The sequence below is a fragment of the Pseudomonas sp. GM80 genome, from assembly GCF_000282515.1.
Classification (GTDB): Bacteria; Pseudomonadota; Gammaproteobacteria; order Pseudomonadales; family Pseudomonadaceae; genus Aquipseudomonas.
This window is the reverse complement of record NZ_AKJD01000007.1, coordinates 1-21,431: the sequence shown is the minus strand read 5'-3', so window position 1 is coordinate 21,431 and position 21,431 is coordinate 1. Positions and strand designations below refer to the sequence as shown.

Below are 21,431 nucleotides of genomic sequence, written 5' to 3'. Positions count from 1 at the left end.
CTGACGATCAGGAAACAGGACTCAAGACATGTTCAACGGTAAATCGATTTTCATCTCCGGCGGCACCGGCTCGTTCGGTCGCAACTTCATCCGCCGCCTGCTTGAGCAATATCAGCCCAAGCGCGTGGTGGTGTTCTCGCGTGATGAACTCAAGCAATACGAAATGCAGCAGACGTTCAACGCGCCGTGCATGCGTTATTTCCTCGGTGACGTGCGCGACGCCGACCGCTTGCGTCAGGCCATGCGTGGCATCGATTACGTGGTGCACGCGGCCGCCCTGAAGCAAGTGCCGGCGGCGGAGTACAACCCGACCGAGTGCATTCGCACCAACGTCAATGGTGCGGAAAACATCATTGCCGCAGCCATCGATAACGGCGTGCAGAAAGTCGTGGCGCTGTCGACCGACAAGGCCGCCAGCCCGATCAACCTGTACGGCGCCACCAAGTTGCTGTCGGACAAACTGTTCGTCGCTGCCAACAACATTGCCGGCGAACAGCAGACGCGTTTTGCCGTGGTGCGCTACGGCAACGTCGCCGGTTCGCGAGGTTCGGTGGTGCCGTTTTTCAGCAAGCTGATTGCCGAGGGTGCCGAGGAACTGCCGATCACCGATGAGCGCATGACGCGTTTCTGGATCACCCTCGATCACGGTGTGCAGTTTGTCCTCGACAGCTTTGCGCGCATGCACGGTGGTGAAGTGTTCGTGCCGAAGATCCCGTCGATCCGCATCGTCGATCTGGCCCGTGGCATGGCCGAACATCTGCCGCACAAACACGTCGGCATTCGTCCGGGCGAGAAGCTGCACGAGCTGATGGTGCCGCTGGACGATGCGCGGATGACCCTGGAGTTTGCCGATCACTACACCATCCAGCCGTCGATCCGTTTCACCAGCGTCGATGTCGATTTCGCCGTCGACAAGCTTGGCGAGCGCGGTCAGCCGGTGGGTGAAGAGTTCGAATACCGATCCGACACCAACCCGCATTTCCTCTCGGTCGGGCAGATTGCCGACCTGCACGCGAAGCTGGCGAAATGATCCCGTACGGTCGGCAGAGTCTCGATCAGGCCGATATTGACGCCGTGGTCGAGGTGCTCAACTCCGACTGGCTGACCCAGGGGCCGACCATCGAGCGTTTCGAGCAGGCCATGGCGGAGCGCTGCCAGGCGGATTACGCGGTGGCGGTGTGCAACGCCACGGCGGCGCTGCACATTGCCTGTCTGGCGGCCGGGCTGGGCCCGGGCGATCGCTTGTGGACGACGCCGAACACGTTTCTGGCCTCGGCCAACTGCGGGCGTTATTGCGGTGCCGAGGTTGATTTTGTCGATATCGATCCGCTGACCTGGAACCTCGACGCTGTCACGCTGGCGGCAAAGCTGGAACAGGCCGAGCGCGACGGCACGTTGCCCAAAGTGCTGGTGGCGGTAGCGTTCTCCGGGCAGAGCTGTGATATGCGCCGGATCGCCGAACTGGCCGAGCGCTACAACTTCACTGTCATCGAAGATGCCTCCCACGCGGTCGGCGCCTCCTATGCAGGGCGCCCTGTCGGTTGTGGCGAATTCGCGGCAATGACCGTGTTCAGTTTCCACCCGGTGAAAATCATCACCAGCGCCGAGGGCGGCATGGTGCTGACCAACCGCAGGGAACTGGCCGAACGCTTGCAGCGCCTGCGCAGCCACGGCATGACCCGCGATCCGCAGCAGATGACCGAGCCGAGCCACGGCCCGTGGTATTACCAGCAGGTCGAGTTGGGTTTCAATTACCGCATCACCGATCTGCAGGCCGCTTTGGGCTTGTCGCAGCTCGGCAAACTTGACGGTTTCATCGCCCGTCGACGTGAGTTGGCGGCGCGTTACGAGCGTCTGCTGGCTTACCTTCCGCTGACCTTGCCGAGTGCTCAGCCTGAAGCCGAATCGGCGTGGCATTTATACGTGGTGCGCTTGCAGACCGAGCGCCTCAACCTCAGCCACCGCCAGGTCTTCGAAGCGTTGCGCGCGGCCGGCGTCGGGGTCAATCTGCACTATATTCCGCTGCACTTGCAGCCTTATTATCGCGACCTGGGTTTTGCCGAGGGAGACTTCCCCGAGGCCGAACGTTATTACGCCGAGGCGATCAGCCTGCCGCTGTTCCCGCTGCTGACCGATGAGCAACAGGACTACGTGGTCGAGCAATTGCGCCGGCTGCTTCTTGAGGAATAAAACACCGTGAGCTGCGTTGCGATCATCCCCGCCCGTGGTGGCAGCAAGCGCATCCCGCGCAAGAACCTGATGCCGTTCGATGGCGTGCCGATGATCGTGCGCTCGATCCACCTGGCGCTGGATTCGGGGTTGTTCGAGCGCGTGGTGGTCAGCACTGACGACGCAGAAATTGCCGAGGTTGCGCAGGCACACGGCGCCGACGTGCCGTTCCTGCGCCCGGCCGAACTGGCCGACGATTTCGCCGGTACTGCTGCCGTGATCGTCCATGCCTTGCAGCAGTTGCCGGGGTTTGACTACGCCTGCTGCGTGTACGCCACCGCGCCGCTGTTGCAGGCGCGTTATCTGCGTCAGGGCCTGGATTTGCTGGAACAGCACGCGGACAAATCTTTTGCCTTCTCTGTCAGCAGTTTCGGTTTCCCGGTGCAGCGTGCGCTGACCCTCGACGGGCAGGGCGCACTGACGGCGATGTACCCGGAGTTTCGCAGCACCCGTTCGCAGGATTTGCCCGAAGCCTTCCAGGATGCCGGCCAGTTTTACTGGGGTCGCAGTGAGGCCTGGTTGCGCGGTGAAGTGATTTTCTCGCCGGCCAGCCTGCCGGTGATTGTGCCGCGGCATCTGGTGCAGGACATCGATACGCCGGAAGACTGGAAGCGCGCCGAATACCTCTACGCCGCGCTGAAGGCCGGCGGAGAAATTTCATGAGAGTGCTGATCCGTGCCGACGCCTCGCCGACCATCGGCAGCGGCCACATTGCCCGCTGCCTGACGCTGGCGCGGGCGTTGCGCGAGCAGGGCAGTCATGTCGCGTTTGCCTGTCGACGCTTGTCCGGGCATCGGCTTGACGCCTTGCAGGGCGAAGGTTTCGAGACGTTCGCGCTGCCCGAGCGTTACGTCGATGAAGACCCGCAGCAGGCCATCGAAGCCATGCTGCCGTGGCAGGCCGACATCGATGCACTGGACGATTTGCTTGAGGGGCATGCCGGCTTCGACTGGATCATTGCCGACCACTATGGCCTCGATCATCACTGGCAAACCGCCGCCCGCCGCTGGGCGCCACGGATTGCCGCGGTGGATGATCTGGCGAGCCGACGCTACAGCGTCGATCTGTTGCTCAATCAGAATCTGTCGGGCTTGAGCGAAAACTACGCGCCACTGCTGCCAGACGGCTGTCGCACGTTGCTCGGCCCGCGCTACGCCATGTTGCGTGAGGAGTTCCGTTGCCCGGCGATCGAAATCGGAGCCAGGGTGCGTCGGGTGCTGGTGAACTTCGGCGGTTTTGATGCGGCGATGCAGACCCATCATGCGATGCTCGCGCTGGCCGATTTTGCGCAGCTTGAAGTCGACTTTGTCGCCGGCGCCGATAACCCGGCGTGGGCGCCGATGCAGGCTTTGGCCGAGACGCGGCCGCACTGGCGCCTGCACAGTTTTGTCAGCGATTTTTATCAGCGCATGACCGCGGCCGATCTGTTCATCGGCGCCGGCGGCGGTACCAGTTGGGAGCGCGCGGCCATGGGCCTGCCAACGATCTGTATCGCTGTGTCGAACAACCAGCAGGCCAACGGCGAAGTCATGGCGGCCGCCGGGGCGCATGTGTTCATGGGCGCTCGCGAGCAGGTCAGCGTCGAGCAACTGCGGCAGGCCATCGGTTTCGTCAGCGAGAATTTTCACCTGCGGCAAAGCCTCGCCGAGCGTTCGCGGCAACTGGTCGACGGTCGAGGTGCGCTGCGCGTGGCGGCGGCCTTGGCCGGCGCGGTATTAAAGGTTCGCCTGGCGACTGCGGACGACGCGCGCTTGTTGTTCGACGGGCGCAACGCCGAGGCCGTGCGGCGTTGGTCGAATGATCAAGGCGTGATCGACTGGGCGCATCATCTCAACTGGTTGAATGCCAGTTTGCGCAACCCGCAGCGTCTGCTGCTGATCGCCGAGGCTGATGACGGCCCGGTGGGCGTGTTGCGTTATGACCTGCGCGGGCTTGAGGCCGAAGTGTCGATTTATCTGCTCGAACGGCGTTTCGGTCTTGGCTGGGGCAGGGCGTTGCTGGCTCGCGGCGAATCGTTCGTCCGCGAATATTGGCCGCAGCTCACCGCCATCACGGCCCAGGTGTTGCCCGCCAATCGCCCCTCATTGAATGTTTTTCGTGACGCCGGGTTCACCCAGAGTGCCTGCGCGTTCACCCGTGTTTTGAAGGATCACCCGCATGCCTAGTTTCAAGATTGGCGACCGCCTGATCGGTGCCGACGCGCCGCCCTTCATCATTGCCGAGATGAGCGGCAACCATAACCAGTCGCTGGAGGTGGCGCTGCAAATCGTCGAGGCGGCGGCCAAGGCCGGCGCGCACGCCTTGAAGCTGCAAACCTACACCGCCGAAACCATGACGCTGGACATCACTGAAGGCGAGTTCTTCATCAAGGACCCCGGCAGTCTGTGGGCGGGCACCTCGCTGTACGACTTGTACGAAAAAGCCCATACACCGTGGGAATGGCATGCACCGATTTTCGCCCGGGCCAAAGCGCTGGGCATGCTCGCCTTCTCGACGCCATTCGATGACAGCGCAGTGGATTTTCTGGAAAGCCTCGATGTGCCGGCCTACAAAATCGCCAGTTTCGAAAACACTGATTTGCCGCTGATCCGTCGTGTGGCGGCGACCGGCAAACCGCTGATCATCTCCACGGGCATGGCCAGCATCGCCGAACTCGATGAGACCGTGCGTGCCGCCCGCGAGGCCGGTTGCAAGGATCTGGTCCTGCTCAAATGCACCAGCACTTATCCGGCAACACCGCTGAACAGCAACGTGCGCACGATCCCGCATCTGCGCGAGCTGTTCGGTTGTGAGGTGGGGCTGTCTGACCATTCCATGGGTGTGGGCGTGTCCGTCGCGGCCGTGGCGCTCGGTGCGACCGTGGTGGAAAAACACTTCACCCTCGACCGTGCGGCCGGCGGCGTGGATGCCAGTTTCTCGCTGGAGCCGGCGGAAATGGCCAGCCTGGTGCTCGAAACCGAACGTGCCTGGCAGGCCATGGGCCAAGTGCAATACGGCCCTACCGAAGCCGAGCGCAAGTCGCTGGTGTATCGCCGTTCGTTGTACGTCACCGCCGACATGGCCGCCGGTGAACCCTTTAGCGGGGACAACCTGCGCGCCATTCGTCCGGGTCTCGGCCTGCCGCCCAAGCATGCCGAGGCCGTCATCGGTCGTCGCGCGCGCACTCCGATCAAGCGCGGCACGCCGCTGGACTGGTCGTTGGTCGAATAAGCCGATCTGCACCGATTCGGCAAAATAGCGTGACCTGCGAGTCATAACGCGCATCTTCACTGTATTGTATTGATCGGGGAGATGGCGCCTGGCTCGTTTTCGATTCCAGTGATAGCCCTTTGCGCTCCCCGTGGCTGCCCGTTGTGGCGGCCGTTTTCTGTTTGTCGGCGCCCCTCGAAATCCTTGCGAGCGGTGGTCTTGGGCTGTTTTTTATTGGGAAGCCGTAATGATTGGCATAAAAAGCATTGCGAGCTACGTACCTGTAGCCGGCGTGGACAATTACGCACAAGGTGCAAAATTCGAGAAGGATGAAGAATTCATCCTTGGCAAGATCGGTTCGGCCTTCCTGCCGCGTAAAGACGCTGACCAGGAAACCTCCGATCTGTGCGTGGAAGCGGCCAATGCGCTGTTTGCCAACAACCCTGAGCTGAAACGTGAATCGATCGACGCACTGATCGTGGTCACCCAGAACGGTGACGAAGAGGGCCTGCCGCACACCGCAGCGATCGTCCAGGACAAACTCGGTCTGCCGACCAACGTCGCGGCGTTCGACATTTCCCTGGGCTGCTCCGGTTACGTCTACGGTATCTACGCGATCAAGGGTTTCATGGAAGCCGCCGGCCTGAAAAATGGCCTGCTGATCACCGCCGACCCGTACTCGAAGATCGTTGACCCGGAAGACCGCAACACCACCATGCTCTTCGGTGATGCCGCCACCGCAACGTGGATGGGCGAAGACCCGGCCTGGGCGCTGGGCAAGGCCAAGTTCGGCACCGACGGTTCCGGCGCGCCGCACCTGAAAGTCACCGATGGTGTGTTCTTCATGAACGGTCGCCAGGTGTTCAATTTTGCCCTGCTGAAAGTCCCGGCACACTTGCACGAGTTGCTCGACGACTCCGGCCTCAAGGCCGATGACATCGATGCGTTCTGCATTCACCAGGGCAGCGCGGCGATTGTCGATGCCGTGGCGCGGCGCTTCGAAGGCGAGCCGGAGAAGTTCATCAAGGACATGGTCGAGACCGGCAACACGGTGTCGTCGAGCATTCCGCTGCTGCTGGAAAAGCACGCCCTCGACTCGCAATGGCAGCGCGTTGCCCTGAGCGGCTTCGGTGTGGGTCTGTCGTGGGGCTCGGCGATCATTTATCGCCCCTGAGCCCGCTCTTCATCGGTAAATCGCGGCACAAAAAAGCGCTCAAGGTGTAACCTTGAGCGCTATTTTTTTGCCTGAACGTTCACGAGGCGCCATGAGCGATTTTTTTCAATCGAATACCGACATCATCCAGCGCCGCTGGCCGTTGGTAGCGGCCCGTCTGCTGGCGGAAGATCCGTCCCCGTTGCAGGCTGATCTGGTCGAAGGGCTGGGTTCGACGCTGAGCATCAACGGCATTCAATTGACCAGCCGTCATGACCGCACTCGCGAGGCGCAAGTCCAGGCCGCGAGCCTGCCCGACGATAGTCTGGTGTTGCATGTCTATGGCACCGGGTTGGGCGATTTGCAGTTGCAGCTGTTGCAACGTCCGCAGCTCAAGCAATTGCACGTGCATCTGCTCAACGGCGCGGTGTTTGCGCTGGTGTTGCAGTTGCTCGATCAACAGCCGTGGCTCAATGATCCGCGCATCGAATTGCATTACGCCGGTGACCTTGCAGAAATCTGCCTGCCGTTCTTCGCGTTGCCCGCAGAGCTGGTGTTGGCCGATGACTACAACGCCAAGATCCGCGATCGGCTGATCAGTGAAACTCACCTGACCTTCAATAATCGCGAGTTCGATCCGCAAGCGGCGGACATCGTCGAGCGTTTGCAGGCCAGTCACGCATTGCTGCAAGGCGATGGTGATGTGGCTGCGCTGTTCGGTTCGCAGCCGGGGCGCGGCGTGTTCGTAATCGCCACGGGGCCGAGTCTGGAACTGCACTTCGAGCGCCTGCAAGCCATTCGCGCACAGGCCGAGCGGCCGTTGTTCATCTGTGTCGATACGGCCTATCGGCCCTTGCTGGACCATGGCATTCGTCCGGACATTGTGGTCACCATCGATCAGCGCATTTCGGCCCGGCATCTACCCGCAGCGAATACCGCTGCAATAACCCTCGTCTATATGCCGATGGTCGACCCGCAGATGCTCAAGGACTGGCAAGGCCCGCGCCATGCGGCGTACTCGGCCAGTCCGATCTATCAAACGATTCGTCAGCAACTGCCGCGCGGCGAACTGTACGTCGGTGGCAGCGTGATTCACCCGGCGGTGGATCTGGCGGTGAAGATGGGCGCTGCGCAGATCACCCTGTTTGGTGCCGACTTTGCCTTCCCCGGCGACAAGACCCATGCCGGTTGGGGCGACGGTGACCTGGGGCCGCAATTGATCGCCGCCAAACACTGGGTGCTCGATGGCCACGGCCAGCGCATCAAGACGCAGCTCAATTTCCGCAGTTATCTCTGTGAGCTGGAGCGTTACATCGCCGGGCATCCACAGGTGCGTTTCTATAACACCAGCCGGGCCGGGGCGATGATCGCCGGGACGACGTTTCATCCGGAGATCGCGGTATGACTGATGTATTTGTGGTTCAGGCGCAGCAATGTGCGGCGTTGTTTCGTCTGGGGCGTGATGTGGAGGCGAGCCTGGCCATGAGTGAGCTGGCGGGCGCATTGCAATCGGCGTTTGATCAGGCGCCGCCGGACAACCAGCAGCAGTGGTTACAGATTCTCGGGCTGATGTTCCATTGTCAGGCGTCGCAGAACTGGTTGGCGCTGGCTGACTACCTCGAATACGAACTGGTCCAGGTGATCACTGACAGTCTGTCCTTTTAAGCAATTTTCTCCTGCGCGTTGCCACAACGCTCTGCTCGTCTGCTTTCCGGCGTTTTCCTGGCGCCATTTTTACGCTGCGCAACTGCCGCCAAGTCCTTGATTTACGAGGGATGGCTACCTGATGGCAATTTTTTTTGAAAATCCCCTAAAGCAAGTTCCAATTCCGACGATAACTATTACGAAGGTTCTCTAGGCCATACCCGGCGGTTGCCAGGGCCGGAAGCCGCAGTACCCAACCAACGAGGAATTCGTCATGGCTTTAACAGTAAACACTAACGTCACATCGTTGAACGTTCAGAAAAACCTGAACCGTGCTTCCGACGCTCTGTCGACTTCGATGACCCGTCTGTCCTCCGGCCTGAAAATCAACAGCGCTAAAGACGACGCCGCCGGCCTGCAAATCGCTACCCGTATGACTTCGCAGATCCGCGGTCAGACCATGGCTATCAAAAACGCCAACGACGGTATCTCGATCGCTCAGACCGCTGAAGGCGCGATGCAAGAATCGACCAACATTCTGCAGCGTATGCGTGAACTGGCTGTTCAATCCCGAAACGATTCGAACGGCACTGCTGACCGCGCTGCTCTGAACAAAGAATTCGCTTCGATGTCGGACGAGCTGACTCGTATCGCCAAGTCGACCAACCTGAACGGCAAAAACCTGATCGACGGCACTGCTGGCACCATGACCTTCCAGGTTGGTTCCAACACTGGCGCTACTAACCAGATCACCCTGACCCTGGACAGCGGCTTCGACGCAGCTACCCTGTCGGTTGATTCGGCTACCGTACAAATCACCGGTAACGACTCCGCTACCGCTGAAGCTTCGATGAACAACGCGCTGACCAAAATCGACGCCGCTCTGGCCAAGATCAACTCCAGCCGTGCAGACCTGGGTGCTGCCCAGAACCGTCTGACCAGCACCATCTCCAACCTGCAGAACATCAACGAAAACGCCAGTGCTGCACTGGGTCGCGTACAAGATACCGACTTCGCTGCTGAAACTGCACAGCTGACCAAGCAACAAACTCTGCAACAAGCTTCCACCGCAGTTCTGGCTCAAGCCAACCAACTGCCATCCGCTGTACTGAAACTGCTTCAGTAATAGCTGGTGAGTTTTGGCGGGGGAGTGCGCATGTCGCGCTCTCTCGCTTTTTACTTTTCTAAGAGGTGATGGACATGGATATGAGCGCCAAGCTGAACTTGTCTTATCCTGCGGCCAAGCAGGCGACGACTGTTGCCGAAAAGCCTGCGGAAAAGCCTCGCCCGGTGGTTGCCCCGGTGACTGCTGTCAAGGAAGAAAGTAAAAGCGAGCAGACCGAGCAGGAAAAACTGAAGATGGCCGTTCAGGAAATCGAAAAGTTTGTGCAGTCGGTCAAACGCAATCTGGAGTTCTCGATTGATGAGCCTTCAGGCAAAGTAGTAGTCAAAGTGATTGCCAGCGAATCCGGTGAGGTGATCCGTCAGATCCCCAACGAAGAAGTGCTGAAACTGGCAAACAGTTTGAATGATGCAAGCAGCCTGTTGTTCAGCGCTAAAGTCTGACAGCTGGCACGAATTTTGTTGCTATGTTCTTTTGGGCGTTGTAGTGGTCAAAAGACCGGCGACACACTGAAGGGAGTTCCACATGGCAAGTCCAATTCTACCGGGCACGGGTTTAGGCTCCGGCCTTGATACCGGTGCTATCGTCAAAGCCTTGGTAAACGCTGATAAAGCGGCCAAGCAAGGTCAGATCGACCGTGGTACCGCCACCAACACGTCGAGCATTTCCGGTATTGGTACTTTGAAGTCGCTGCTGGCGACGTTCCAGAAGACCCTGACTGATCTGGGTAGCACCACCGACCCGCAGTTCACCGGTTTCGCGGCAACGTCCTCCGACCCCAAAGTGTTGGGTGCCACTTCGAGCAACTATGCCGTTTCCGGTAACTATGTTGTCGACGTCACAAAACTCGCCACGTCTTCGAAGGTCGCTTCTGCGGCATTCTCCGGCGGCAATACCAGTTCGATTCCGCCAGGTACGCTGACCATCACCCAGGGTGGCAAAAGCTATCCGGTGACCGTCGCGGCGGGCGCAACCCTACAGTCGGTGCGTGACTCGATCAACACCCAGTATCAGTCCAAGGGCTTGAGTGCCAACATCGTGACCGACAGCTTCGGCTCGCGTCTGGTATTGGGCTCGACCACCACCGGTGCCGGCTCCGACATTTCCGCGAGCGGTATTGCTGGCCTGGAAATCAACGGCAACAATAAAATGTCGTCGCCGGCGACCGCCGCCTCGTCGGGCGCGATCGGCGAATTGGCGCAGGACGCCGAATTCACCGTTGATGGCCTGAAGATCACCAGCAGTTCCAACACCAACGACACGGCCATTTCCGGTTTGACCCTGAGCCTGGCGGCCGTCGGCAAATCCACGGTCACTGTTGCGTCGAACAATGACGGGCTGAAAGCCTCGATCCAGAAGTTTGTCGATGCCTACAACGCGGTCGCCAACGCTGTAACGTCGCTGACCAAATCGTCGCTCGATGACGACGGCAAGCTCACCGTAGCTGGCCCGCTGACCGGTGACCCATTGCCGCGTTCGATTCTCAATGCGCTGCGTGAACCTCTGTCGCAAACCGGTTCTGGCGATAAATTGACCGTGTTGTCGCAGTTGGGCATCACCACTGATCAGAAGACCGGTGCGCTGAACTTCGACAGCACCAAGTTCACCGCCGCGATGAACGACAAGAAACTCGGTGGTGAAGTGCAGACCCTGTTCACCGGTACCAACGGACTGCTGGAGCGCATGAATAATGCGGTCAAGCCGTTCACTGAGTCCAAGACGATCAATGGCAAGGTTCAGGATTCGATCCTCGATGCGCGCAGTAAAGCGCTGGATGCCACCAAAAAGCGTCTGAGCAATGACCAGGATGCACTGGACCGCCGGATCGCTACCCTGACCGATGTACTGACCAAAAAGTACAACGACATGGACACCTTGGTCGGCAAGCTGAAAGCCACCGCCAGCAACATCACGTCGATGTTCGAGGCGTTGACCGCTCAGCAGAAAGGTTAAGGCTGTAAACGCCAAAAGCCCGGCAGCGTAAGTGAGCGCTCCGGGCTTTTTGCATTTGGATCTAAAGTTTTTTGACGCGTCGTCGATACACTCGATATGCGACCCACAGAAATTTGATGAGGTAGAACATGAATCCGATGTTAGCCCTTCGCCAATACCAGAAGATTGGCGCCCAGGCGCAGACTTCCGAAGCCAGCCCGCACCGTCTGGTACAGATGCTGATGGAGGGTGGTCTTGATCGTATCGCTCAGGCCAAAGGCGCCATGGAGCGCAAGGACATCCCCAACAAAGGCGTCCTGATCGGCAAAGCCATCGGCATCATCGGCGGCTTGCTCGAAGGGCTCGATCTGGACAATCAGTCGGAATCGGTTGGCGAGTTGGCCAATCTTTACGAATACATGATGAAGCGTCTGACCGAAGCCAACGCCAAGACCGACCCGAAGATCCTCGACGAAGTCGCTGACCTGCTGCGCACGGTCAAGGACGGCTGGGATGCCATTGGCACGCCGGCTCCACAGTTTTAAGGAGATCACCATGAGTCTTGTATTGCAGCGAATCGAAGAAACCCGCGAGGCTCTGGCCGGTGCTCTGGCCGAGCGCAACTGGGAAGCCATCAGCGAGCTGGATATGGCTTGCCGATCCTGCATGGAAGACGTCTTGAGTGAAGCTTCGGTGGACGAGGCCGCATTGCGCGACAACCTTGAGGAATTGCTCGGGGTTTACAAACAGTTGCTGGATGCAGCGACCGGGGAGCGGCAGGCAATAGCCGATGAGATGTCGCAGATCACCCAAGCGCAGAATGCGGCAAAGGTTTACCATCTGTTTGGTTAATTAACCCCCAGTTAATCCAGACATGTGCGCCATAAATTTGACTGTGCACGGTTTTTTGACTTAACTAGTGGCTGATTTCAGATTTCAGGCGTCTACAGGCACATGGTGTCCTGCAAGCGTCTCGCTTGCCCCATTTTTCGGGCATTGAGTTGACTAGGGAAGTTGCTATTGCATGTGGCGTGAAACCAAAATTCTGCTGATCGATGACGATAGCGTCCGCCGCCGCGACCTGGCGGTGATTCTAAATTTTCTCGGCGAAGAAAATTTACCCTGCGGAAGCCATGACTGGCAGCAGGCAGTCGGCTCTTTGTCGTCTAGTCGTGAGGTCATTTGCGTACTGATCGGGACGGTCAATGCTCCTGGTGCGCTTTTGGGCTTGTTAAAGACACTCTCAACCTGGGATGAGTTCCTTCCAGTGTTGTTGATGGGCGATAATTCTTCCGTCGATCTGCCGGATGACCAGCGTCGCCGCGTGCTGTCGACCCTCGAAATGCCGCCCAGCTACAGCAAACTGCTCGACTCGCTGCACCGTGCCCAGGTCTACCGCGAGATGTACGACCAGGCCCGCGAGCGCGGCCGCCATCGCGAACCCAATCTGTTCCGTAGCCTCGTCGGCACCAGCCGGGCGATCCAACACGTGCGCCAGATGATGCAGCAAGTGGCCGACACCGACGCCAGCGTGCTGATTCTCGGCGAGTCCGGTACCGGCAAGGAAGTGGTTGCGCGTAACCTGCATTACCATTCCAAGCGTCGCGACGCGCCATTCGTGCCGGTCAACTGCGGGGCGATCCCGGCCGAGTTGCTGGAAAGCGAACTGTTTGGTCACGAGAAGGGCGCTTTCACCGGCGCCATCACCAGCCGTGCCGGCCGTTTCGAACTGGCCAACGGCGGTACGCTGTTCCTCGACGAAATCGGCGACATGCCGCTGCCGATGCAGGTCAAGCTACTGCGCGTGCTGCAGGAGCGCACCTTCGAGCGCGTGGGCAGCAACAAGACCCAGAGCGTCGACGTGCGCATCATTGCCGCGACCCACAAGAATCTCGAAAGCATGATCGAGATCGGCACCTTCCGCGAAGACCTCTACTATCGCCTGAACGTGTTCCCGATCGAGATGGCGCCGCTGCGTGAGCGCGTCGAAGACATCCCGCTGCTGATGAACGAACTGATCTCGCGCATGGAACACGAAAAGCGCGGCTCGATCCGTTTCAACTCGGCGGCGATCATGTCGCTGTGCCGTCACGGCTGGCCGGGCAACGTCCGCGAACTGGCCAACCTGGTCGAGCGCATGGCGATCATGCACCCGTACGGGGTGATCGGCGTGGTCGAGTTGCCGAAGAAATTCCGCTACGTCGATGACGAAGACGAGCAGATGGTCGACAGCCTGCGCAGCGATCTCGAAGAGCGCGTGGCGATCAATGGCCATACGCCGGACTTCAGCGCCAACGCCCTGTTGCCGCCGGAAGGCCTGGACTTGAAAGACTACCTCGGTGGGCTGGAGCAGGGCCTGATTCAGCAGGCGCTGGATGATGCCAATGGCATTGTGGCGCGTGCGGCCGAGCGTCTGCGTATCCGTCGTACCACCCTGGTCGAGAAGATGCGCAAGTACGGCATGAGTCGGCGTGATGGTGATGAACAGGCGGATGATTGACGCCTGTTTTTCAACTTCTTCATTTATAAGCAGTTTTTTTTAGGCACGGGTATTGCTACATCCCTCGCAACGTTCCGTTTAACTGACGGTCAGCCAAGCGAGAGAGCACAATGCCCCAAGCCGCCCAGATGTCATCTGCCTCCAGTACCGAGGGGCAATCGTCCTCCGTAGAACAGGCAAGCCGACAGGGCCTTGAGCAGGCGTTCGCGCTGTTCAATCAGATGTCCAGCCAGTTGACCGACTCCTACAGCATGCTTGAAGCGCGGGTCACCGAGCTCAAGGGCGAGTTGGCCGTGGTCAGTGCCCAGCGCATGCAGGAGCTGGCGGAAAAAGAACGCCTGGCCAACCGCCTGCAAAACCTTCTGGACCTGTTGCCCGGTGGCGTTATCGTTATCGATAGCCACGGCATTGTGGTCGAGGCCAATCCGGCGGCTATCGAGTTGCTCGGCCTGCCGCTGGAAGGCGAATTGTGGCGCCAGGTGATTGCCCGCTGCTTCGCCCCGCGTGAAGACGACGGTCACGAAATCTCTCTGAAAAATGGTCGACGCCTGTCGATCGCCACCCGCTCGCTGGATGCCGAGCCGGGGCAATTGGTGCTGCTCAACGATTTGACGGAAACCCGTCACCTGCAAGATCAGCTGGCACGCCACGAGCGTCTGTCGTCGCTGGGGCGGATGGTTGCCTCGCTGGCGCATCAGATCCGCACGCCATTGTCTGCGGCCTTGCTCTACGCCAGTCATTTGACTGAGCAGGAATTGCCGGTCGCCACCCAGCAGCGTTTTGCCGGTCGCCTCAAAGAGCGCCTGCATGAACTGGAACATCAAGTGCGCGACATGCTGGTATTCGCCCGTGGTGAATTGCCGCTGACCGATCGCCTCACCCCGCATGCCTTGATGCAGTCGTTGCAAGCGGCCGCACTGACTCATGTGCAGGATCTGCCGATTCGCTGGCAGTGCGACAGTCATGTCGGCGAGTTGCTGTGCAATCGCGACACCTTGGTCGGGGCGTTGTTGAATCTGATCGAAAACGCCATCCAGGCCAGCACCGCCGAGGTGCGCCTGAAAGTGCATTGCTATGCCCGCGATAACACCCTGCGCCTGTGCGTCAGTGACAGTGGCAGCGGTATCGATCCCGTGGTGCTCGCCCGTCTGGGTGAGCCGTTTTTTACCACCAAGGTCACCGGTACCGGCCTCGGCCTGACCGTGGTCAAGGCTGTGGCCCGTGCGCATCAGGGAGAATTGCAACTGCGCTCACGTGTTGGGCGCGGTACGTGCGCGCAGGTGATCCTGCCGCTGTTTTCCGCTGTACAGGGAGCTGAGTGAAAGACATGGGCATCAAGGTTTTGCTGGTCGAGGATGACCGCTCGTTGCGCGAGGCGCTGGCCGATACGCTGCTGTTGGCCGGCCATGATTACCATGCAGTCGGCAGCGCTGAAGACGCGTTGACGGCCGTGGCGCGCGAGGCGTTCAGTCTGGTGGTCAGCGACGTCAACATGCCCGGTATGGACGGTCATCAATTGCTCGCCTTGCTGCGCGCCCGTCAGCCGCAATTGCCGGTGCTGCTGATGACCGCGCATGGCGCCGTCGAGCGTGCGGTCGATGCCATGCGCCAGGGGGCCGCGGACTATCTGGTCAAGCCGTTCGAGCCCAAGGCATTGCTCGATCTGGTTGCGCGGCATGCGTTGGGTTGCATCAGCGTCGGCGAATCCGAGGGGCCGATCGCCGTCGAGCCGGCCAGTGCGCAATTGCTCGATTTGGCCGCCCGCGTGGCGCGCAGTGATTCCACGGTGTTGATCTCCGGTGAGTCCGGCACCGGTAAAGAAGTGCTGGCGCGCTACATCCATCAGCAATCCCATCGGGCCAATCAGCCGTTCATTGCGATCAACTGTGCGGCGATCCCCGACAACATGCTCGAAGCGACATTATTTGGTCACGAGAAGGGCTCGTTCACCGGTGCCATCGCGGCGCAGGCCGGCAAGTTCGAACAGGCCGACGGCGGCACCATTTTGCTCGACGAAATTTCCGAGATGCCTTTGGGCCTGCAAGCCAAGCTGTTGCGCGTGTTGCAGGAGCGTGAGGTCGAGCGGGTCGGCGCGCGCAAACCGATCAATCTGGATATTCGTGTGGTCGCCACCACCAACCGCGATCTGGCGGGCGAAGTGGCGGCGGGGCGCTTCCGTGAAGATCTTTTTTACCGTCTGTCGGTTTTCCCCCTCGCTTGGCGTCCACTTCGCGAGCGCACTGCCGATATCTTGCCGCTGGCTGAGCGCTTGCTCGCCAAACACGTCAATAAAATGAAGCATGCGGCGGCAAAACTGTCGCCAGCGGCGCAAGCCTGTCTGACCGGATACGCGTGGCCAGGCAATGTGCGCGAGCTGGATAACGCCATTCAGCGGGCGCTGATCCTGCAGCAGGGCGGGTTGATTCAGCCGCAGGATTTCTGTCTCGCCGGGCCGGTGACGTTTGCCGCTTTGCCAGTGGCAGCGCCGGCGCCCGCGCTGATTCGTGAAGTCGACATCGAGGCGGATTCCGCCGGCGCACTGGGCGATGACCTGCGTCGTCGGGAGTTTCAGATGATCATCGACACCCTGCGCACTGAGCGCGGGCGTCGCAAGGAAGCGGCGGAAAAGCTTGGCATCAGCCCACGCACCTTGCGTTACAAACTGGCGCAAATGCGCGATGCCGGGATGGACGTCGAAGGCTATCTGTTCGCCACCTGATCCACGCTGCAAGTATTTCAAAACGCTTTTCTGAAAGGGTCGGGCCTGAGCTGGCACCCTTGTTGCTAATACCTGTGTACCCGCCGAGTGAGTGTCAAAAAATTGCGGGCCGCCCAAGAGAGTAGACCATGAGCCAAGGTATTGAATTTAATCGGTTGATGATGGACATGAAATCCATGCAAATGGATGCCATGTCTGCGCCGAAATCGACTGCAGCTGTCCCTGAACTGGCGGGCAGCAGCTTTTCCGACATGCTCGGTCAGGCCATCAACAAAGTCAGCGATACCCAGCAGGCGTCGACCCAATTGGCCAACGCCTTTGAAATCGGCAAGAGCGGCGTCGATCTGACGGACGTGATGATTTCTTCGCAGAAAGCCAGCGTGTCGTTCCAGGCTCTGACCCAGGTGCGCAACAAACTGGTTCAGGCTTATCAAGACATCATGCAGATGCCGGTATAAGGACGAGATTGAGTCATGGCAGAAGCAGTCGCCGATAACGTTCCGGCCAAGGCCACCCCGATAGACGGCAAACCGCCGCTGTTCGGCCTGTCCTTCCTGGAAAACCTCTCCGAGATGACCATGCTGCGTCAGGTGGGCCTGTTGGTCGGCCTGGCTGCGAGCGTGGCGATTGGCTTTGCCGTGGTGCTGTGGTCGCAGCAGCCGGATTACCGTCCGTTGTACGGCAGCCTTGCCGGCATGGACGCCAAACAGGTCATGGACACCCTGGCCTCGGCCGACATCCCGTACACCGTTGAACCGAACTCCGGCGCCTTGCTGGTCAAGGCCGATGATCTGTCTCGCGCGCGCCTCAAGCTCGCGGCCGCTGGTGTCACTCCCAGCGATGGCAACATCGGTTTTGAAATCCTCGACAAGGAACAGGGGCTGGGCACCAGCCAGTTCATGGAAGCGACCCGTTACCGTCGCGGCCTCGAAGGCGAATTGGCGCGGACCATCTCCAGCTTGAACAACGTCAAGGGTGCCCGCGTGCATCTGGCGATTCCGAAGAGTTCGGTGTTTGTGCGTGACGAACGCAAGCCAAGCGCTTCGGTGCTGGTCGAACTGTACAGCGGTCGTTCGCTGGAGCCGGGTCAGGTCGTTGCCATTATCAACCTGGTGGCAACCTCCGTTCCCGAGTTGAGCAAATCGCAGATCACCGTCGTCGACCAGAAGGGCAACCTGCTCTCTGATCAGGCGGAAAACTCCGAAATGACCATGGCCGGCAAGCAGTTCGATTACAGCCGTCGCATGGAAAGCATGCTCACCCAGCGCGTGCACAACATTCTGCAGCCGGTACTGGGCAACGATCGCTACAAGGCTGAAGTGTCGGCCGATGTCGATTTCAGTGCCGTCGAGTCGACCGCCGAGCAGTTCAACCCGGATCAACCGGCGTTGCGCAGCGAGCAGTCGGTCAACGAACAACGCACCGCCAGCAATGGCCCGCAAGGTGTGCCGGGTGCCCTGAGCAACCAGCCGCCATCGCCAGCCTCGGCGCCGCAAACCACCGGTGGCGCAGCTGCGCCGGCGAGCATGGTGCAGCCAGGTCAGCCATTGGTTGACGCCAACGGCCAGCAGATCATGGACCCAGCCACCGGCCAGCCAATGCTCGCGCCGTACCCAGCAGACAAGCGTTCACAATCGACCAAGAACTTCGAACTCGACCGTTCGATCAGCCACACCAAACAGCAGCAGGGTCGCCTGAATCGTCTGTCGGTGTCGGTTGTTGTCGACGATCAGGTCAAGGTCAACGCGGCCAACGGCGAAACCACCCGTGCGCCGTGGAGCGCCGACGAATTGGCGCGCTTCACGCGCCTGGTGCAGGACGCCGTCGGTTTCGACGCCAGCCGTGGTGACAGCGTGAGCGTGATCAACATGCCGTTCTCCGCCGAGCGCGGTGAAGTGATCGCCGATATTCCGTTCTACTCCCAGCCATGGTTCTGGGACATCGTCAAACAAGTGCTGGGTGTGTTGTTCATCCTCGTGCTGGTGTTTGGTGTGCTGCGTCCGGTGCTCAACAACATCACCGGCGGTGGCAAAGGCAAGGAGCTGGCCGGTCTTGGCGGCGACGTGGAACTCGGTGGCATGGGCGGCCTGGACGGCGAACTTTCCAACGACCGCGTAAGCCTCGGTGGTCCTCAGAGCATTCTGTTGCCGAGCCCGAGCGAGGGTTACGACGCGCAGCTGAATGCAATCAAGAGTCTGGTGGCAGAAGACCCGGGTCGCGTGGCCCAGGTCGTGAAAGAGTGGATTAACGCAGATGAGTGATAACCGAGCCGCTGTCGCTAAACTGTCCCGGGTCGATAAAGCGGCGATTCTGCTGCTGTCCCTGGGCTCGACCGATGCTGCGCAAGTGTTGCGCCACATGGGCCCGAAAGAGGTTCAGCGTGTGGGTGTGGCGATGGCGCAGATGGGCAACGTCCATCGCGAGCAAGTCGAACAGGTCATGAGCGAGTTCGTCGACATCGTCGGCGACCAGACCAGCCTGGGCGTCGGTTCCGACGACTACGTGCGCAAAATGCTCACCCAGGCCCTGGGTGAAGACAAGGCCAACGGCCTGATCGACCGCATCCTGCTCGGTGGCAACACCAGTGGCCTCGACAGCCTGAAATGGATGGAGCCGCGCGCCGTTGCCGACGTGATCCGTTACGAACACCCGCAGATCCAGGCGATCGTGGTGGCGTACCTTGATCCGGATCAGGCCGGTGAAGTGCTCGGCAACTTCGACCACAAAGTGCGTCTGGACATCATCCTGCGCGTCTCGTCGTTGAACACCGTGCAACCGGCAGCACTGAAAGAACTCAACCAGATTCTCGAGAAGCAGTTCTCCGGCAACTCGAATGCCTCGCGCACCACCCTGGGTGGCATCAAGCGTGCGGCGGACATCATGAACTTCCTCGACAGCTCGATCGAAGGCCAGCTCATGGACTCGATCCGCGAAGTCGACGAAGACCTGTCCGGTCAGATCGAAGACCTCATGTTCGTGTTCAACAACCTCGCCGATGTCGACGACCGTGGCATTCAGGCGCTGTTGCGCGAAGTGTCTTCCGACGTGCTGGTGCTGGCCCTCAAGGGTTCGGACGAAGGCGTCAAAGAGAAGATCTTCAAGAACATGTCCAAGCGTGCCGCCGAACTGCTGCGCGACGACCTCGAGGCCAAAGGCCCGGTGCGCGTCAGCGACGTCGAAACCGCGCAGAAAGAAATCCTCACCATTGCCCGTCGTATGGCCGAAGCCGGCGAAATCGTACTCGGCGGCAAGGGTGGCGAGGAAATGATCTAAGCCCATGGACAAGCACGACGACGATGTGACGGATCTGATCCGTGCCCGCGATGTTCGCGGATTTGAATCCTGGGCGATGCCCAGCTTCGATCCGCCGAAACCTGAGCCTGAGCCTGAGCCGGAACCCGAGCCGCCGGAAATGGAAGAAGTGCCGCTGGACGAAGTCCAGCCACTGACCCTGGAAGAACTCGAAAGCATCCGTCAGGAGGCTTACAACGAGGGCTTCGCCATTGGTGAAAAAGAAGGTTTTCACAGCACCACGCTGAAGGTCCGTCAGGAAGCCGAAGTGGCCCTGGCAGCGAAAGTCGCCAGCCTTGAGCAACTGATGGGGCACCTGTTCGAACCGATTGCCGAGCAAGACACGCAGATCGAAAAGTCGCTGGTCGACCTCGTGCAACACATCGCCAAACAGGTGATCAAGCGCGAACTGGCGATCGATTCGACGCAGATCGAGCAGGTCATGCGCGATGCGCTCAAGCTGTTGCCGCTGGGCGTGGAAAACGTGCGCCTGTACGTCAATCCGCAGGATTTCGCTCAGGTCAAAGCCCTGCGTGAGCGCCATGAAGAAACCTGGCGCATCGTCGAGGACGACACACTGTTGCCCGGCGGTTGCCGAGTAGAAACCGAGCACAGTCGCATCGATGCCAGCATCGAGTCGCGCGTCAGTCAGGTCATGGCCAAGCTGTTCGATCAGTTGCACGAGCAGGCCTTGCACCCGGCCGCAGCGGACCTGAGCCTGGATATTCCCGAAGACGCCAAGCCGGTCGTCGACGCTGACGAGCCGCTCGCGGACACCCCCGATGCGCCTTGAACGCACCAGCTTCGCCAAGCGCCTGAGCACCTATGCCGAGGCCACCGAGATTGCCGGTGCGCCGATCCTTGAAGGCCGCCTGCTGCGCATGGTCGGCCTGACGCTCGAAGCCGAAGGCCTGCGCGCTGCCATGGGCACCCGCTGCATGGTGATCAATGACGACAGCTACCACCCCTCCCAGGTGGAAGCGGAAGTCATGGGTTTCTCCGGCAATAAAGTCTTCTTGATGCCCGTCGGCAGCGTTGCCGGTATCGCCCCCGGCGCCCGCGTGGTGCCGCTGGCTGATGCCGGTCGGTTGCCGATGGGCATGAGCATGCTCGGTCGTGTGCTCGATGGCGCCGGTCGTGCGCTGGACGGCAAGGGCGGCATGAAAGCCGAAGACTGGGTGCCGATGGACGGCCCGACGATCAACCCGCTCAACCGTGACCCGATCAGCGTGCCGCTGGACGTCGGCATCCGTTGCATCAACGGTTTGTTGACGGTCGGTCGCGGCCAGCGTCTCGGTCTGTTCGCCGGTACCGGCGTCGGTAAATCCGTGCTGCTGGGCATGATGACCCGCTTTACCGAGGCCGACATCATCGTCGTTGGCCTGATCGGTGAGCGGGGTCGGGAAGTTAAAGAATTCATCGAGCACATCCTCGGTGAAGAAGGCCTCAAGCGCTCCGTGGTCGTCGCCTCGCCAGCGGACGATGCGCCACTGATGCGTTTGCGCGCCGCGATGTACTGCACGCGCATCGCCGAGTATTTCCGCGACAAGGGCAAGAACGTCCTGTTGCTGATGGATTCGCTGACCCGTTTCGCTCAGGCCCAGCGGGAAATCGCCCTAGCCATCGGCGAAAAAAAAAAAAAAAAAAAAAA

The 21,431-nt window shown here is 60.1% G+C and carries 20 protein-coding genes and 1 pseudogene; all 21 read left to right on the top strand.

Annotated elements, in window-relative coordinates:
* Positions 1-28: 28 nt before the first annotated feature.
* The gene (gene pseB / locus PMI37_RS00785; protein WP_008077077.1) at positions 29-1,030 is read left to right on the top strand and encodes a UDP-N-acetylglucosamine 4,6-dehydratase (inverting); all 1,002 of its coding nucleotides are present in this window, start codon (positions 29-31) and stop codon (positions 1,028-1,030) included.
* On the top strand, positions 1,027-2,190 hold the full coding sequence (gene pseC, locus PMI37_RS00780; RefSeq protein ID WP_008077075.1) for a UDP-4-amino-4,6-dideoxy-N-acetyl-beta-L-altrosamine transaminase: 1,164 nt from the start codon (positions 1,027-1,029) through the stop codon (positions 2,188-2,190). Before pseB ends, pseC begins: the two co-directional genes overlap by 4 nt.
* 6 nt (positions 2,191-2,196) lie before the next feature.
* Positions 2,197-2,892 carry a pseudaminic acid cytidylyltransferase gene (gene pseF / locus PMI37_RS00775; protein ID WP_008077073.1) on the top strand — a complete coding sequence of 232 codons (696 nt, stop codon included), beginning with the start codon at positions 2,197-2,199 and terminating at the stop codon, positions 2,890-2,892.
* Positions 2,889-4,394, top strand: a complete 1,506-nt coding sequence (pseG, locus tag PMI37_RS00770) for a UDP-2,4-diacetamido-2,4,6-trideoxy-beta-L-altropyranose hydrolase (RefSeq protein WP_008077071.1) — start codon at positions 2,889-2,891, stop codon at positions 4,392-4,394. The genes pseF and pseG overlap by 4 nt, the downstream gene beginning before the upstream one ends.
* On the top strand, positions 4,387-5,439 hold the full coding sequence (pseI, locus tag PMI37_RS00765) for a pseudaminic acid synthase (protein ID WP_008077069.1): 1,053 nt from the start codon (positions 4,387-4,389) through the stop codon (positions 5,437-5,439). Before pseG ends, pseI begins: the two co-directional genes overlap by 8 nt.
* Before the next feature lie 226 nt (positions 5,440-5,665).
* Positions 5,666-6,592, top strand: coding sequence for a ketoacyl-ACP synthase III (locus tag PMI37_RS00760; protein ID WP_008077067.1), 927 nt, complete (start codon positions 5,666-5,668; stop codon positions 6,590-6,592).
* A gap of 91 nt (positions 6,593-6,683) precedes the next feature.
* Positions 6,684-7,976 (top strand): motility associated factor glycosyltransferase family protein, encoded by a 1,293-nt coding sequence (locus PMI37_RS00755; RefSeq protein WP_008077065.1) that lies wholly within the window; start codon positions 6,684-6,686, stop codon positions 7,974-7,976.
* The gene (locus PMI37_RS00750; RefSeq protein ID WP_008077064.1) at positions 7,973-8,236 is read left to right on the top strand and encodes a hypothetical protein; all 264 of its coding nucleotides are present in this window, start codon (positions 7,973-7,975) and stop codon (positions 8,234-8,236) included. Before PMI37_RS00755 ends, PMI37_RS00750 begins: the two co-directional genes overlap by 4 nt.
* Positions 8,237-8,489: 253 nt before the next feature.
* Entirely contained in the window at positions 8,490-9,341 is an 852-nt protein-coding gene (locus PMI37_RS00745) for a flagellin domain-containing protein (protein WP_008077063.1), read from the top strand.
* 74 nt (positions 9,342-9,415) lie between these two features.
* Entirely contained in the window at positions 9,416-9,781 is a 366-nt protein-coding gene (locus tag PMI37_RS00740; RefSeq protein ID WP_008077062.1) for a flagellar protein FlaG, read from the top strand.
* Positions 9,782-9,863: 82 nt separating this feature from the next.
* Positions 9,864-11,291 (top strand): flagellar filament capping protein FliD, encoded by a 1,428-nt coding sequence (fliD, locus tag PMI37_RS00735; RefSeq protein WP_008077061.1) that lies wholly within the window; start codon positions 9,864-9,866, stop codon positions 11,289-11,291.
* A gap of 128 nt (positions 11,292-11,419) precedes the next feature.
* Positions 11,420-11,815 (top strand): flagellar export chaperone FliS, encoded by a 396-nt coding sequence (gene fliS / locus PMI37_RS00730; protein WP_008077060.1) that lies wholly within the window; start codon positions 11,420-11,422, stop codon positions 11,813-11,815.
* 10 nt (positions 11,816-11,825) lie between these two features.
* A complete protein-coding gene (fliT, locus tag PMI37_RS00725) occupies positions 11,826-12,122 on the top strand; it encodes a flagellar protein FliT (RefSeq protein ID WP_008077059.1) in 297 nt (98 codons plus the stop codon).
* Positions 12,123-12,294: 172 nt separating this feature from the next.
* Positions 12,295-13,770: a sigma-54 dependent transcriptional regulator gene (locus tag PMI37_RS00720; protein ID WP_008077058.1), complete on the top strand. Its 1,476-nt coding sequence runs from the start codon at positions 12,295-12,297 to the stop codon at positions 13,768-13,770.
* 128 nt (positions 13,771-13,898) lie between these two features.
* Positions 13,899-15,092 (top strand): sensor histidine kinase, encoded by a 1,194-nt coding sequence (locus PMI37_RS00715; RefSeq protein ID WP_162130772.1) that lies wholly within the window; start codon positions 13,899-13,901, stop codon positions 15,090-15,092.
* A gap of 5 nt (positions 15,093-15,097) precedes the next feature.
* Positions 15,098-16,489, top strand: a complete 1,392-nt coding sequence (gene fleR, locus PMI37_RS00710) for a sigma-54-dependent response regulator transcription factor FleR (protein ID WP_008077056.1) — start codon at positions 15,098-15,100, stop codon at positions 16,487-16,489.
* A 128-nt stretch (positions 16,490-16,617) separates the two neighbouring features.
* Entirely contained in the window at positions 16,618-16,947 is a 330-nt protein-coding gene (gene fliE, locus PMI37_RS00705) for a flagellar hook-basal body complex protein FliE (RefSeq protein WP_008077055.1), read from the top strand.
* A gap of 15 nt (positions 16,948-16,962) precedes the next feature.
* Positions 16,963-18,750, top strand: coding sequence for a flagellar basal-body MS-ring/collar protein FliF (gene fliF, locus PMI37_RS00700; protein WP_008077054.1), 1,788 nt, complete (start codon positions 16,963-16,965; stop codon positions 18,748-18,750).
* Positions 18,743-19,762 (top strand): flagellar motor switch protein FliG, encoded by a 1,020-nt coding sequence (gene fliG / locus PMI37_RS00695; RefSeq protein WP_007958288.1) that lies wholly within the window; start codon positions 18,743-18,745, stop codon positions 19,760-19,762. The genes fliF and fliG overlap by 8 nt, the downstream gene beginning before the upstream one ends.
* A 4-nt stretch (positions 19,763-19,766) precedes the next feature.
* Positions 19,767-20,573 (top strand): flagellar assembly protein FliH, encoded by an 807-nt coding sequence (fliH, locus tag PMI37_RS00690; protein WP_008077053.1) that lies wholly within the window; start codon positions 19,767-19,769, stop codon positions 20,571-20,573.
* A pseudogene (gene fliI / locus PMI37_RS00685) lies at positions 20,563-21,431 on the top strand (flagellum-specific ATP synthase FliI); the annotation flags it as partial. The gene fliH and the pseudogene fliI, both read left to right, overlap by 11 nt.

Bases quoted from the DNA above. Each gene is read 5' to 3' on its own strand.
- fliH (WP_008077053.1), top strand. From the start codon at position 19,767: ATGGACAAGCACGACGACGATGTGACGGATCTGATCCGTGCCCGCGAT.
- PMI37_RS00745 (WP_008077063.1), top strand. From the start codon at position 8,490: ATGGCTTTAACAGTAAACACTAACGTCACATCGTTGAACGTTCAGAAA.
- PMI37_RS00755 (WP_008077065.1), top strand. From the start codon at position 6,684: ATGAGCGATTTTTTTCAATCGAATACCGACATCATCCAGCGCCGCTGG.
- PMI37_RS00720 (WP_008077058.1), top strand. From the start codon at position 12,295: ATGTGGCGTGAAACCAAAATTCTGCTGATCGATGACGATAGCGTCCGC.
- fliT (WP_008077059.1), top strand. From the start codon at position 11,826: ATGAGTCTTGTATTGCAGCGAATCGAAGAAACCCGCGAGGCTCTGGCC.
- fliE (WP_008077055.1), top strand. From the start codon at position 16,618: ATGAGCCAAGGTATTGAATTTAATCGGTTGATGATGGACATGAAATCC.
- PMI37_RS00715 (WP_162130772.1), top strand. From the start codon at position 13,899: ATGTCATCTGCCTCCAGTACCGAGGGGCAATCGTCCTCCGTAGAACAG.
- pseC (WP_008077075.1), top strand. From the start codon at position 1,027: ATGATCCCGTACGGTCGGCAGAGTCTCGATCAGGCCGATATTGACGCC.
- fliG (WP_007958288.1), top strand. From the start codon at position 18,743: ATGAGTGATAACCGAGCCGCTGTCGCTAAACTGTCCCGGGTCGATAAA.
- fliS (WP_008077060.1), top strand. From the start codon at position 11,420: ATGAATCCGATGTTAGCCCTTCGCCAATACCAGAAGATTGGCGCCCAG.
- fleR (WP_008077056.1), top strand. From the start codon at position 15,098: ATGGGCATCAAGGTTTTGCTGGTCGAGGATGACCGCTCGTTGCGCGAG.
- PMI37_RS00740 (WP_008077062.1), top strand. From the start codon at position 9,416: ATGGATATGAGCGCCAAGCTGAACTTGTCTTATCCTGCGGCCAAGCAG.
- fliF (WP_008077054.1), top strand. From the start codon at position 16,963: ATGGCAGAAGCAGTCGCCGATAACGTTCCGGCCAAGGCCACCCCGATA.
- PMI37_RS00760 (WP_008077067.1), top strand. From the start codon at position 5,666: ATGATTGGCATAAAAAGCATTGCGAGCTACGTACCTGTAGCCGGCGTG.
- PMI37_RS00750 (WP_008077064.1), top strand. From the start codon at position 7,973: ATGACTGATGTATTTGTGGTTCAGGCGCAGCAATGTGCGGCGTTGTTT.
- fliD (WP_008077061.1), top strand. From the start codon at position 9,864: ATGGCAAGTCCAATTCTACCGGGCACGGGTTTAGGCTCCGGCCTTGAT.
- pseB (WP_008077077.1), top strand. From the start codon at position 29: ATGTTCAACGGTAAATCGATTTTCATCTCCGGCGGCACCGGCTCGTTC.
- pseI (WP_008077069.1), top strand. From the start codon at position 4,387: ATGCCTAGTTTCAAGATTGGCGACCGCCTGATCGGTGCCGACGCGCCG.
- pseG (WP_008077071.1), top strand. From the start codon at position 2,889: ATGAGAGTGCTGATCCGTGCCGACGCCTCGCCGACCATCGGCAGCGGC.